11 protein-coding genes are annotated in these 13746 nt (G+C 40.4%); 6 read left to right on the forward strand and 5 right to left on the reverse strand.

All coding sequences use genetic code 11. From position 1 onward, the window contains the following. Window positions 1–487: 487 nt before the first annotated feature. Entirely contained in the window at window positions 488–2977 is a 2490-nt protein-coding gene (locus tag AAEY99_RS08560; RefSeq protein WP_335691147.1) for an EAL domain-containing protein, read from the reverse strand. A gap of 419 nt (window positions 2978–3396) precedes the next feature. Between AAEY99_RS08560 and AAEY99_RS08565 the strand changes: the two genes are divergently transcribed. From AAEY99_RS08565 to AAEY99_RS08575, 3 genes are all read left to right on the forward strand, one after another. After that, the gene (locus tag AAEY99_RS08565; RefSeq protein ID WP_350978964.1) at window positions 3397–4047 is read left to right on the forward strand and encodes a hypothetical protein; all 651 of its coding nucleotides are present in this window, start codon (window positions 3397–3399) and stop codon (window positions 4045–4047) included. A gap of 245 nt (window positions 4048–4292) precedes the next feature. Further along, complete coding sequence (locus AAEY99_RS08570; RefSeq protein ID WP_157822763.1) at window positions 4293–5270, forward strand: ABC transporter substrate-binding protein; 978 nt, start codon at window positions 4293–4295, stop codon at window positions 5268–5270. A gap of 3 nt (window positions 5271–5273) precedes the next feature. After that, window positions 5274–6602, forward strand: a complete 1329-nt coding sequence (locus AAEY99_RS08575; protein ID WP_101085175.1) for a diguanylate cyclase domain-containing protein — start codon at window positions 5274–5276, stop codon at window positions 6600–6602. Here the strand turns inward: AAEY99_RS08575 and AAEY99_RS08580 are convergent. After that, window positions 6572–7126, reverse strand: a complete 555-nt coding sequence (locus tag AAEY99_RS08580; protein ID WP_197708403.1) for a hypothetical protein — start codon at window positions 7124–7126, stop codon at window positions 6572–6574. The two genes, AAEY99_RS08575 and AAEY99_RS08580, sit on opposite strands and share 31 nt — an antisense overlap. A 487-nt stretch (window positions 7127–7613) precedes the next feature. On the opposite strand from AAEY99_RS08580, the gene ubiD reads away from it, so the two are divergent. The 3 genes from ubiD to AAEY99_RS08595 all read left to right on the forward strand — a co-directional run bounded on the left by ubiD (window position 7614) and on the right by AAEY99_RS08595 (window position 10581). After that, window positions 7614–9095: a 4-hydroxy-3-polyprenylbenzoate decarboxylase gene (gene ubiD / locus AAEY99_RS08585; RefSeq protein ID WP_101085174.1), complete on the forward strand. Its 1482-nt coding sequence runs from the start codon at window positions 7614–7616 to the stop codon at window positions 9093–9095. An 80-nt stretch (window positions 9096–9175) separates the two neighbouring features. Then, a complete protein-coding gene (fre, locus tag AAEY99_RS08590; protein WP_101085173.1) occupies window positions 9176–9874 on the forward strand; it encodes an NAD(P)H-flavin reductase in 699 nt (232 codons plus the stop codon). 128 nt (window positions 9875–10002) lie between these two features. Continuing rightward, a complete protein-coding gene (locus AAEY99_RS08595; RefSeq protein ID WP_101085172.1) occupies window positions 10003–10581 on the forward strand; it encodes a nucleoside triphosphate pyrophosphohydrolase family protein in 579 nt (192 codons plus the stop codon). Between the two features lie 141 nt (window positions 10582–10722). Here the strand turns inward: AAEY99_RS08595 and AAEY99_RS08600 are convergent, their stop codons facing one another. The 3 genes from AAEY99_RS08600 to ubiA all read right to left on the reverse strand — a co-directional run bounded on the left by AAEY99_RS08600 (window position 10723) and on the right by ubiA (window position 13711). Further along, the gene (locus AAEY99_RS08600; RefSeq protein WP_350978963.1) at window positions 10723–11742 is read right to left on the reverse strand and encodes a hypothetical protein; all 1020 of its coding nucleotides are present in this window, start codon (window positions 11740–11742) and stop codon (window positions 10723–10725) included. Between the two features lie 154 nt (window positions 11743–11896). After that, a complete protein-coding gene (locus AAEY99_RS08605; protein ID WP_350978962.1) occupies window positions 11897–12817 on the reverse strand; it encodes an alpha/beta hydrolase in 921 nt (306 codons plus the stop codon). A gap of 33 nt (window positions 12818–12850) precedes the next feature. Further along, entirely contained in the window at window positions 12851–13711 is an 861-nt protein-coding gene (ubiA, locus tag AAEY99_RS08610; protein ID WP_101085169.1) for a 4-hydroxybenzoate octaprenyltransferase, read from the reverse strand. Window positions 13712–13746 lie beyond the last annotated feature (35 nt).

The following is a 13746-nucleotide window of genomic DNA, read 5'->3' on the forward strand; positions in this document are numbered from 1 at the left end:
TAATCCAATAACGTCATTTTTATTAAGGTGTTTTACGGATCTAAATATCAAAACCGTTTTGGCAAGGATGTTTGACCATGTTAACAACGCGTCCCCAAGCAAGTTGATAACGTACAGCAACAAACATTCTAATAATAAGCGCAAAATATCTTGCATCCTTGCCGCTTTATCGCTCTACCGTTAGTAGTCAAGAAGACAGCTAACATAACAGTTCAGGCGTTATTGGGTCCCCAGACTCTATAATCCAATAACGTCATTTTTATTCCAGCCTCTGGCTGACAAGCTCAAAACAATAATAATCACGAGCTTGATAACACTCTGGAGCATCAATGGGTACAGGTTGATAGCATTGGAGTGTTGGATACCCTAGTGGCATAAATATAACCACAGACAATGCAAACAAAAGCCCCAACGCAAAGGATGCAATGGGGCTTTTTCATTTCTATTAACTCAAAAACAGCTTAAGCTTAACTGAATAAGCCACCGCTTATTCATCGACGGAATTTACACCTTTAACACATTTACTGCTCTGCGATATGAAGGCTTCAAAATCAGTGCTATTGAGTGGGCGACTAAACAAATAACCTTGACCCATAAAACATCCTAATTCAACTAATGCGTGGCTTTGCGCTTCAGTTTCAACACCTTCGGCAATTAGCACTAACCCCATCGACTTACCCAACGAAATAATCGTCTTCACAATTTCATAATCATGTTTATTGTTGAGCATATCTTTCACAAACGACATATCAATTTTCATTACATCAACATTAAACTTTTTCAAATAGGCCAAGCTGGAATAACCAGTACCAAAATCGTCAATAGCAATCTTAATCCCTAATGATATTAACTCACTCAACTTGTTTTGCATGTCCGCTGCATCAATCATCAATGCAGTTTCGGTAATTTCCAATTCAAGTAAATGTGCCGGTAAATTATGCTCCAATAGTGCTTTCTTGATCATATCGGCTAAGTCGGGATCAGCAAACTGTGCCGCGGCCACATTTACCGAAATAGGAATCGTATAGCCCATTTCTAACCAACGTTTAGCTTCAGCACAGGCCTTATTAAGCACTTGTTTACCTAGCATAATAATTAAACCGGACTCTTCCGCTAATGGAATAAACTCTGCGGGAGAGATAAGCTCACCCTCATCATTGGCCAGTCTAACGAGAGCCTCAGCACCAATAATAATGTTTGTCTGTAAATCAATTTTAGGTTGATAATGCACAAAAAGTTCATCATTAATTAATGCTTTTCTTAAACGAGTCTCTAAATGATGGCGCTCCATAAGCGAACTTTCTAAATCATGCGAGAAAAAGCAGAAGCGATTTCGGCCTTCCTGTTTGGCACGGTACATTGCCACGTCCGCATGCCTCATTAACTCCTCGGCATCTAAAGCATCATTTGGGAACACACTAACACCAATACTTATCGACACATTAAACTTCTGATTATCAAGAATAAAAGGTTCATGCATCGCTTCAACTAATGTAGATGCTAATTGCGAAGAGGCCTCAACAGAGCGAGTCTCGCTCATTAAAATCACAAATTCGTCACCACCTAATCTCGCTAATGTATACGATGCAGGTATTAACGAGCGTATTCGTCTTGCCATCATACAAATGAGCTCATCACCATATTGGTGGCCTAAGGAATCATTAAGGTATTTAAAATGATCAATATCGATTAATAGTGCAGCTGCTTTGGTGCCATAAGATCTTGCTGTAGAACACGCCACGCTCAGTCTGTCCTGGAGTAATATCCTGTTTGGTAAATCAGTTAACTGATCATGGTTGGCTAAATGGCTCATTTTCATCGCCATCGCCATCGCTTCACTCACATCATGAAACACCATAATGGCGCCAATCATTTCACCATTCTCATTACGGATTGGCGCGGCTGAATCCTCCACATAAAAAACATGCCCTCCACGTGACGTAAGTAGGCTGTTTAGCGCCATTGCCACAATGCGCTGCTCGCGAAGAGCTAAATATAACGGGTTCAATAATGGCTGCTGAGTATCAGAATCTTTCAAATGCATCACATTTTCAATTTTTTGATGTAATGCCTCTTTTAACCGCCAACCCGTCATGCGCTCCGCAATTGGGTTCATAAAAGTAATAAGCCCTCTTGTGTCGGTCGCAATAACAGCATCACCAATAGAATTGAGTGTTACTCGAAGACGCTCCTTTTCAGAGTACAGCGCTTGCTTAGCATGCTTTACTTCAGAGACGTCAACAACAGTAACCAAGTAGCCATCGACTCCAGCACTTGATTTCATTTTGGACTGAAAGACTTCATAAAAGCTCATACCGTCACGGTTAGGGACTGTGACAATGTACTTTAATGCATCTGAGGTAATATGACGGTGATGATTTAAAATTGCATTACTGAGCGCTTCAGGAAAAATAGTCGAAATATGCTTGTTTTTAACATCACCGACCAAGCTATCAAACCACAAACCAGTGTTGTCATTACTAAATAAATTCTGACCTAAATCATCCCAATAGGTAATAAGCATTGGGACTTGATTAACTAATTGTTGTAGCTCTTCTTTAGCTTTAATAATTAATTGGTTTTGCTGCCTAAATTTAAGTTGTGTATGGACTCGTAAACAACAAATAGAAGCGTTAAAAGGTTTAGTAATAAAATCGACCCCACCACTTTCTAGCGCCAATCTTTCAAATTCAGGCTCAGTGTGGCCGGTAATAAAAATAATTGGAATATCGCTAAATAATGGATTAGCTTTGAGTGCACGACACACTTCCCATCCATCCATGTCAGGCATCTCAATATCGAGTAAAATGACATCAGGCTTAATTTTATCCACTAACGCGAGTGCATTAGTGCCAGACTCTGAAAAAAAGATATTACCAAGAGGCGACAAAATATCTTCCAGCATAAATATATTTTGAATATTATCGTCAATAATCAAAATTTTATAAACAGTATTGGATAAACCCGATAACAACATAGAAAAATAACTCCCTTATTTTCAGCTAGATAACATCCATTTAATCTTAAGGTTATCTGTAACCAACATACATTTATAATAGCTTAATTTTTTTACGTCTATCAATAATAGGCAGCAACGTAACCCACTACCTTAATTTAATGAAAACAACACCTACATAATAAGTACATTATGTTAACTTAGTCGATACCAAATGTGCTTGACCATAAAAGATATGAATACGCGAAAACGACATAAACACAAAAATGGTACACAGTTTCGTTAAGTAATATATTTGCACAGCATGTATCCAACGTGCATCTTAATATCTGCCTACATACTAGCGCGACCATATTCAGATAGACAATTGAGTTATCGTTATTGAGAGGCTGTTGAAACACTCATAGGCAATACAGGTAGACTAATTAGATGAGTTTGAAATGAACATGAGTAATACTGAACGACGTATCACGCTATTTTGTGCAGAACATCAGCTTGAATATCATCAGGCTGTTAATCGTTTTAGCGGCAATAAAGCCACCTATTTTAAGTCTGTTCAGCTGTTTATTAATGACTTAACCTTGTATATCCAACAAACAATGGCTTCACCGAACATTCCGGCAGACTTTGCACCTATGCTGCATACACTAAAAAGTTCTGCTGCTACTTTAGGTTTCACCGAATTAGCCTGCTACGCACGAAACCATGAAATTAAACTAGCACACTACTCTCCTACTGAATTTAGCCAGTTTCATAAGATATTATTGGCAAAATTAACCACGAATAAAGATCTAGCGATAATGCTAGCCTCCTTGCTAGAAATGGAATTACAAGCATCAAATAGCCAAGAGAACATACCGATATTAGCAGTGAACAGCGAATTTATTATGATATATGACACGCTAATGGAAGAAGTTAATCACTATAATATGAATGCCATTAATACATTTGCCAAAATAGCCAATACACTTAACCTCATTGCACCACAACATATTGAATTATTAACACAATCAATTAACCAATTAAAGTTTCAACAAGCAGAAAATATATTAGCTGAGATATATCCCCGCATATTGAATATTCAACAGTGACACAGACTCATCAGGAAAATCATAATGCATTGAAATTAATAAACAAATAAAATATAATCTTGCTTTCCCTATTGCTCACTATAAATAAATTAATGTCATCACTCATACCTTAGTACTAACGCTATTGATTGATATTATTAAAAAATCTTTTGTTTGCAAAAATTTAACATCAAAAAAAAATACATTCGCTACACTTAACCTTATTCACTCCTTATTGAAGTATCTTTATGATCAAAGTGTTGAACATGTTTATCTTAACTTTCATATTAATCGGCATTGTCAGTTGTGACCTTGGCACAAGCAAATCACTTACCGCTTCCGCCCTAAAAGACCCCATTAAAATTGCGGTATCTGGCACACCTCTTTCTGCACCTTTTTTTATTGCACAACAACAAGGTTACTTTAGAGCGAATGGGCTTAATGTTGAGCTAGTGAGATTCGACAGCGGAGTGAAATGCTTTGACGCCCTTAAGAATAAACAAGTTGACCTCGCCACGGCCTCAGAAACTGTGGTCATGTTTAATAGCTTTAAACAAACAAACTTTTCTGTATTAGCCAGTTTTGTCGAATCAGATAATGATCTAAAATTACTGAGTTTAACACCGCAAAAATATCAACAACTGGATAATTTAGCCCACGCACGCATAGGGATAGTAAAAAGCAGTGCCAGTGAGTTTTTTTTCGATAGTTTATTGATTATGTATAACAAAACTCAGCAGCCAATCGAGCGAGTATATTTACCTGCGGAGCAGCTTATTCCGGCGTTATTAAATAATGAGGTTGATATTATTTCAGCTTGGGAGCCCTTAAGTTATTTGTTAACACAACAAGTCCCCTCAAATACCAACGTCATCAGCAGTCGCGGCCTATACCACTTATCGTTCAACTTAATCGAGCTTAAAGAGACAAGGCTATCAACTACAGAAAAGTTAGCGCTACTCAAATCAATTAACGACGCAACCGATTATATTCATACACACCCAGATCTTGCTCAGACGAAAATTAGCCGTGTATTAGATATCGATCAATCCCAACTTAGTTATTCCTGGAATGACTATACTTTTCGGTTATCACTCAGTAATGCACTCTTTTCTAACATCCAAACTCAAAGCCAATGGGCAATTGATAATAAATTAGTCTCTGAAGAGAATAGTGTTGATTTTAGGCAGATTCTTGACCGAAAATTGTTTGAAAAGTTCACCAGTTTAGAGGCGGGATGGTAATTTATGATGTTATCTAAACGTCTAAAACTGACCGCAACACTCTGTTCACTGCTTACATTGATTGTCGGCTTGTCATTGATACAAGTTCACTATTATCAACAACAAATATACCGCCAACTCAATTACTCAATGAAGTTACAAATCAACATTGATAGTTTGCGTAGTCAACTGTGGCTTTACCAAGAGTATACAGATGACCAAGGGTTATCAGAGTTAAATATACGCCAAGCTGAACTGGCCAAAAACCTCTCAGAAGACATTCAATGGGGTACGCAACAAAAACTCATTATTGGAAACCTGAATAGACTGAATACCAATATTAGAGCACTTATTAATACTCAAAATAGCTTTCATAGTAAACAAGTCGATGTGTCATCCACCCTCACAGCAGAACGGTTATTTAAAGCAAAATACAGCATGGTTATTGAAGAGATGACTGAAGAAATGTTTAATCTTCATCAATTATCGATTAAACAAGCGAGCCAAAAACAACAAACGTTATTATTCCTTGTCGGAATGGTGCTATTGATATTAGCGATTCTGGTCACCGTATGGTCATTTATGACACTCATTCGATTTAAGAAAGGGTTAGCCTCACTCAACCAAGGGATGGAAGCACTTGCGGCTGGAGACCTAAAGAGTCAAATTAATTTCAGTGATACCGATGAGTTATCTGCACTCGCCCATAACTTCAATAGAATGAAGCTTTCACTTGCTCAAATCACCATTAAAAAGGATGAATTAAAGCAAGAAGTAGACAGCCAAACCCGTAAATTAATTGAACAACAAGACCAACTCATTTTCTTAGCTGAACATGATGAACTAACCGGTATTTATAACCGTCGCGCATTCATAAAACAAATTGATACTGCTATAGCAAGGGATTTACGCGGAGAAAATCAAGCGGCACTATTATTTATTGACCTTAATAAATTTAAAAATATTAACGACACCCTGGGCCATAGTATTGGTGATGAAGTGATCATGACCATTGCAAAACGTTTGGTTAATAGTCTACGCGCTACCGATATAGTGGGCAGACTCGGCGGCGATGAATTTATCGTTTGGCTTGATATGCTTCCTGAACCAATTGATATTGAACATAAAATAAACCAGCTATTAGCCAGTATTAAGCAACCGATTATTATTGGGAAGCATACCTTAGAAGTTGGCGCCAGTATCGGAATTAGTGTACTGCCAGAACATGGTTTAAATAGCCGAGAACTCATCACTGCAGCCGATACAGCGATGTACCAGGCTAAAGCAGACCATAGCATTGAGTATTGTTTCTATGCAGGCAGCTATGGAGCCTCTACTTTGGCTACCTCATAGGTTTGAGTGTTCCAGTCAAAATAATATTCAACGCCTTGCCATTCATAAACGGTACCGTTCGCGCGCTGAATCACTTTGGCATTTTCAGGTAAACGACTTAACCCAGAAGCATATTGAACTTGAGTAGTCGTTCGCTGCGGCGCAGATATCACTGCAGGTTCAACGACTTGGTAGCTTTGGCGAGGTGCAATATTAACCGTTCGATAAGGGTAATAATTATCGTTGTTGCGACGATATTCGTCTATACCCCAGCGATTGTCATATCGACTGCCATAGCCATTATATCGACTAAGCCCAATCGTCGGCCCCCAAACACTATTCCAACCAAATCCCCAGCGCCATGGGTCACGATAATGCGAAGAATGACGTCGACCTTGATGTTGATAACCTACCGAATGTGACACTCTATCGCCTAGAGCAATATCCAATGGCACTTTCGCCTGCACAGACAGAGTCAAGCTGCATAGTAAACAAACTCCACTCCCAAAAGACCATAGCAACACAGGGAATCTATTAATCGGCATACATCACCTCCAGCACATTATCGACACCCACCAGTTTACGCTAAGTCGAGTTAAAGTCGATATCCGTTATGGCTCTGAAATGATAGGTCTACTCAATTATTATTCACACCTATAACCATCATTCACTCCAATAGCATAATCAAACGACTTAGAGAATTTCATTCACTCGATAAACTCTCAATTGATGCCTCCTCAATTGATGTGATTATATTATTGGTATTAACGCTTATAGCCTTTCAAAATGATTAGTTAATAATCAATAACAGTTAATGGTGTGGCACAATAGCCTTAGATAGCTGACTACCTGATGAACTGATTAAATGACATTCAGATATTTACTCTCAAACGAAAAGAACTAATATCCAATCTAACCAGTATTGAACCCCGCAGAGCAATACCAATTTATATGGATTGGTATTAACCCTATATTAGAAAAATGCTATAGTGCGCGCCATATTGGTTTGGATTTCATTTACAGGCGGTAAACATGAGTTTTAAAGATTTACGCAGCTTTATCGATCATTTGGAAAAAAATGGCGAGTTAAAGCGCATTAGCTACCCTGTTGACCCTCATTTAGAAATGACAGAGATCGCCGATCGTGTTTTACGATCTGGAGGCCCCGCACTGTTATTTGAGAATCCGACCAACCATACCATGCCAGTACTGGTTAACTTATTTGGCACGCCTAAACGTGTTGCTATGGCATTGGGTAAAGACGACCCTTTGGCTTTGCGTGAAGTCGGTGAATTATTAGCATTCTTAAAAGAACCTGAGCCACCAAGTGGCTTTAAAGATGCCATCGCCAAAATACCTATGTATAAACAGGCATTAAATATGCCGCCTAAAACAGTGCGTAATCCGCCTTGTCAGCAAGTGGTTAAAACCGGTGATGAAGTTGACCTAACATCGTTGCCAATCCAACATTGCTGGCCTGGAGATGTCGCCCCATTAGTGACTTGGGGACTCACCATCACCAAAGGACCGCGTCAAAAAAGACAAAACCTAGGTATTTATCGTCAACAGTTATTAAGTAAAAACAAGCTGATTATGCGCTGGCTTGATCACCGTGGCGGAGCCTTAGATTTTAAAGACTTTAAACAGCTTCATCCGGGAGAGCGTTATCCTGTCGTAGTGGCATTAGGTAGCGATCCGGTGACCATTTTAGGGGCTGTCACTCCTGTGCCAGACTCCATGAGTGAATATGCTTTTGCAGGTTTACTGCGCGGCGAAAGAACTGAAGTCTGTAAAGCCATTAGCTGCGATCTTGAGGTGCCAGCCACCAGCGAGATTATTCTTGAAGGTTATATTGACCCAGATGAGACAGCAGTAGAAGGTCCATATGGCGATCACACTGGCTACTATAACGAAACTGACTCATTCCCAGTATTTACCGTAACTCACATTACTCATCGTAAAGACGCCATTTATCATAGTACCTATACCGGTCGTCCACCTGATGAGCCGGCCATGTTAGGCGTGGCGTTGAACGAAGTATTTGTCCCCATTTTACGTAAGCAGTATCCAGAAATTATTGATTTTTATCTGCCGCCTGAAGGTTGTTCATATCGTATGGCTGTGATTTCAATCCGTAAGCAATATCCTGGTCATGCTAAGCGTGTCATGATGGGGGCCTGGTCATTCTTGCGCCAGTTTATGTATACCAAATTTATCGTTGTTGTTGATGACGATGTCAATTGCCGTGATTGGCAAGATGTTATTTGGGCCATTACTACACGAATGGATCCTATTCGCGATACCATGATGGTAGATAATACTCCAATAGATTATCTTGATTTTGCCTCACCCGTTGCTGGTTTAGGATCTAAGATGGGTTTAGATGCCACTAACAAATGGCCTGGTGAAACCACGCGAGAATGGGGAACCCCTATCGTGATGGATGAAAAGACAAAACAGAGAATTGACCAAATTTGGGATGATCTCGGCATACAAGATATGCCAACATTGTAACTACAGCGATCCGATCCGGGCGTAAATAGCTATAATTAACTCGTTGATAAAAAATTATAAAAGGGTTTAAAGGACGTTAGATGAAAACCATTCGTTGTCAGATAGAAAAAGTCACCCCGTTTAATGACGCTGTATACCAAGTGTTCCTTAAACCCGAAGCAGCCTTTGACTTTAAGGCTGGCCAATACCTAACTGTGGTCATGGGTGAAAAAGACAAACGTCCTTTTTCTATTGCTTCCGCGCCTAATGCAGCGTTAATTGAGTTGCACATTGGTGCCGCGGTTAGCGAAAGTTATCCAATGCAAGTTGTTGAACGCTTACAAACAGCGACACATATTGATATTGAAGCACCTGCTGGCGAAGCTTTTTTACGAAGTGAGAGCCATCGACCACGCATCTTAATTGCGGGCGGCACGGGTTTCTCATACATCAAAAGTATCGTTGAAGCACAGATTGCTAACGGCGAAACCATTAATACTAAACTGTATTGGGGTTGTCGTAACGAAGAAGCTATGTACTATCAAGACATCGCTCGTCAATGGCATGCCGATCATTCTTGGTTAGAGTTTATTCCAGTAGTAGAACTTGCTGACGGTAATTGGGAAGGTAAAAAAGCTAATCTACTCGAGCAGATTAAGCAGGATTTTGTCAGTTTGAATGGCTACGATATCTACATTGCTGGCCGTTTTGATATGGTTGGCACTGCACGAGAATTGTTCCGTGAGCTTGGCATTGAAGAAGCCCATTTGTATGGTGATGCTTTTGCATTTATCAAATAGGCTTTCCCAATAAAACCATTAAAACCGGCTATCTTGCCGGTTTTTTTATCGGTAAATCGACTGATTGCCTTTGTATTCCATGGCTCATTTATTTAAAATTAGCGCACATTTATTAATAAGGTACTCCAATGAAACTCAGTCAACTCACTCAGCCTATCTATGACCATTTATATCGCGATATTTTTGAGTTTCGCAGTACTTTTGATTTACCGGTTAACGACAGTGCTAGCCTAGACGACAAAGCTGATACCTTACACACCTCATTAATTATTGAAGAAATGACCGAGCTTGCAGAAGCAGACTCTCGCATGGAACAAGCTGATGCGATTGTTGACTCTGTCTATGTGTTAATGGGTCGTTTAGTGCACATAGGTGCGTCTCAGGTAAGCGATCGTCTAGAGATCAGCTATCTTATCGATTTATTGCTTAACGTGGCTAAAAACCGTGAAATAGACTTTATCCAATGCTGGGATGAAGTGCACTCAAGCAACATGAGCAAAGTATGCCGTAACCAGCAAGAATTGGATGAAACCATCGCCTTTTACGCCAAGCAAGGTGTTGAGATAGTCGGTAGCACTAAAGGTGAGTTTATTATTGCTAAGTGCGCTAAAGATGTCGATATGGCGGGTAAAGTGGTTCGCCAAGGCAAAGTATTAAAATCAGTTTATTATCGCCCTGCAGACTTAACTAAGTTAGTACGAGACTAGGTTAGTGCAAGATTAAGTTAGTACGAGACTAAGTTAGTGCGAGACTAATCAGCCAATCAACTACAGGGCTTTCACTTGCGAGTACTGATTTACCCATAAAAAAATGCGCTTTTATCAGCGCATTTTTTATGACGTTTCCGGTTACACAGCCACCGAGATTTTAGCATTATTAAGCGCCTGAATGAATCGCTGCGGCTCATCCACACTCAAATGCACCGTTTTCATCGGTTCGGGTAACTGACCCATACCACCATGATAAATGACCGGACGGTTGAAGGTAATAGTGACATTACTCTGCCCACGGCCAATCATAATGGTTTCTGGCTCATCTTTATTTAATTCAGTTGATTGTTGATCAGCGGCACTAGCAATATCGGCAATGTTCACTACCATAAATCCCCACAATGAATTATTGATCACTAAGTTATCCCTGATTAAATACAAAGAGTAATAACGTGATAATCGATGGTTAGCCACGATAGACATTAAGGTATAGGCAATAATGCTCGAGACAATAATCGCCACCCACTCACTCCACGATGCCAGTAATACGTAACTCAGACTCGACGCACCAACACAACCAATTAGCATTAACCACACATGCCAGCGTGTCGCGCTAACAAGATTGATATTGGCAATTACTGGTGGATGATGACGTGAGAACCATGGGATAGAATAAAACCAGTTAGTGGCTTCACTGGCGAGAATAAGCGCAATAGTTAAGCTTTTATCATCGCCATCCCGATACGTTTCTACCGCCCCAACTCTAGGATCGCCCTTAAGCTTTCGTACCTTAATCAAGCCACGAACAACACTCACCACCAAATACAACTCAATGACCAACAGCACCGCAATAATCGGATAGCGTAACCATGCAATAAACTCAAAATAATGCGCGACTTCAGCAGGAAAACTTAACCGAGCAACCAAGCTGCTCAAACTGAAAATAACAATCAATTTCCACAGTTTCTGGCCACCCATTTTAATAATGCAATACCAGTAGCTCAGTGGCAGTAACACAAAATACAATCCGCAAATAAGATATAACGACCACTTGTCAGCGTCACTTGTTAACGACTCTGGTGTCCACTGAACGCCTATCACAAAGCTCAACACCATTAAGACTAAAAAGACTAACCGATACTTAACCGTGGCTCTCATTGAATACTTATCCCTGTATATGTTACTGACCCACGCCATATCATTATTCTTAATATAAACGTGAAGATACAAGTTGTTAACATATCAGCAAACATTAGTTTCACCGCTATTGATTGGCACAAAAATTGTTACTAAAAATTGCCGTGAACGGGTATCAAGATAAGTTGCGCTTGAACAGCCAAGTTAAACCATGAATCGCGGTGGTAGGAAAAGCCATCGAATGATCGGCCTCGGGGATGACTAGCAGCTTGAGTGCTAAGTCACCAGATTGCGCCGATGGATGGGATTGGAGTCGTTTAAATAAAGCCTGCGCATCTGCAACCATCTGATGACCATTATCGGTATAAGGTGGTTTTTCTAATTCGCCAATGCCAATAAACACCTTGGCAGATATTGCTGATGTTTGACTAAAACGCTGAGCAAACTGCTGCAATAATTGTTTATTGTCAAACCACAGAGATGGACTGCCCAATACGTAATAATTAAATAACTTTGGCTGTTCTAATAAAATATAAGCACCCATTAACCCGCCTAGCGAATTACCCACAAAGGTGTTTTGTTGGCTGTCGACCCGATAGTTTTTTTCAACGAAAGGCATAACAACCTGGCTGATAAAAGCAACGTGTCGCTTGGCCTCGCCAGTGGGTAGTTTCCAACTCGCATCGTGACTTGGGGTATAGTCGCGGATCCGACTCGCCGAACCTTTGCTTGGCCTCTGATAGCCTATAGCGACTAAAATAGCTTGCTGCATCATGTTACTGTTCATTGGAAATCGCGTCGCACCAGACACCACTTGCAAGCTATACATGGAGTCAGTCATGTATATCACTGGATATTGATGTGAACTATTTTGCTGGTATTTTTTGGGGAGCTTGATCATCACTTGATAGTCACGATCGCCATCTTTAAGCACAAATTGGCGGGTACGAGGAATATTGACTACTGCAGCTGTGGAATGCACATCGACAGCGTTGCTTGTTAAGCCTGGCAGTACAGCATCATTGTTAGCTGACGCACTGGCTAGAGATAGCCCACAACACATTATCGCGCCGATTAACCCATAAATTGTTTTCATGCATCCCTGCCCTATGGTAATAAACCACAAACGTTAAATCATATAATCCAACGCAAGTGCGATAAACAATACCATTCCGGCCCAGTTATTATTTAAAAAGGCTTTAAAACATGGTGCACGTTCACGACCAAAAATTAATCGTTGCTGATACACGGCAAAACCAATAAAGCTGATAATACCTAAGCCGTAAATAATCCCACGGTCGGCCACCAGCCCAGCCATCACAAAACACCCTAGTGCAGCAAGTTGAAACAAACCGATAATCTGTCGATCAAAGCGACCGAATAAAATAGCCGTTGATTTAATGCCTACTTTTAAGTCATCGTCACGATCGACGATGGCATACATGGTGTCGTACGCTACCGTCCAACACCAATTGGCCATAAATAACCACCACGCTTCAACTGGCACTTCACCAAGTTGAGCGGCATAGGCCATCGGAATTGACCAACTCCACACAATGCCCAAAAACATTTGTGGCATGTTGGTCACCCGTTTCATAAACGGGTACATCACCGTTAAAATAATCCCCACCACAGATAACTGCACTACCAGTGGATTAAGCCATAATACTAAGCAAAACGCAGCCAAACCTAAGAGGGTAAATAGAGTCAGTGCCTCTTTAACAGACACTTCCCCCGACACCAACGGTCGCATACTCGTACGCTCAACATGAGCATCTAGTTTACGATCGGCAAAGTCATTAATAATGCAGCCATTGGCGCGCATAATCACCACGCCAACAATAAAGATTAACAACACCTTAATGTCTGGCAGCCCTTGAGCCGCTAACACCAGTGCCATTAAACACGGCCATAGCAGAAGCAAGGTACCAATAGGCCTATCTATCCGCATTAATCGTGCATAAGCACGAAGCTTATCTTGCAATGTCATTGGCGTCATCTCTCCATGATTTAGCAAGCGAAACA

The organism is Shewanella sp. S1-58-MNA-CIBAN-0166 (assembly GCF_040310085.1).
Classification (GTDB): Bacteria; Pseudomonadota; Gammaproteobacteria; order Enterobacterales; family Shewanellaceae; genus Shewanella.

Coding starts and splice junctions, on each gene's coding strand:
- AAEY99_RS08560 (WP_335691147.1), bottom strand. CDS start 2,977: ATGTTGTTATCGGGTTTATCCAATACTGTTTATAAAATTTTGATTATT.
- AAEY99_RS08565 (WP_350978964.1), top strand. CDS start 3,397: ATGAACATGAGTAATACTGAACGACGTATCACGCTATTTTGTGCAGAA.
- AAEY99_RS08570 (WP_157822763.1), top strand. CDS start 4,293: ATGTTTATCTTAACTTTCATATTAATCGGCATTGTCAGTTGTGACCTT.
- AAEY99_RS08575 (WP_101085175.1), top strand. CDS start 5,274: ATGATGTTATCTAAACGTCTAAAACTGACCGCAACACTCTGTTCACTG.
- AAEY99_RS08580 (WP_197708403.1), bottom strand. CDS start 7,126: ATGCCGATTAATAGATTCCCTGTGTTGCTATGGTCTTTTGGGAGTGGA.
- ubiD (WP_101085174.1), top strand. CDS start 7,614: ATGAGTTTTAAAGATTTACGCAGCTTTATCGATCATTTGGAAAAAAAT.
- fre (WP_101085173.1), top strand. CDS start 9,176: ATGAAAACCATTCGTTGTCAGATAGAAAAAGTCACCCCGTTTAATGAC.
- AAEY99_RS08595 (WP_101085172.1), top strand. CDS start 10,003: ATGAAACTCAGTCAACTCACTCAGCCTATCTATGACCATTTATATCGC.
- AAEY99_RS08600 (WP_350978963.1), bottom strand. CDS start 11,742: ATGAGAGCCACGGTTAAGTATCGGTTAGTCTTTTTAGTCTTAATGGTG.
- AAEY99_RS08605 (WP_350978962.1), bottom strand. CDS start 12,817: ATGAAAACAATTTATGGGTTAATCGGCGCGATAATGTGTTGTGGGCTA.
- ubiA (WP_101085169.1), bottom strand. CDS start 13,711: ATGACATTGCAAGATAAGCTTCGTGCTTATGCACGATTAATGCGGATA.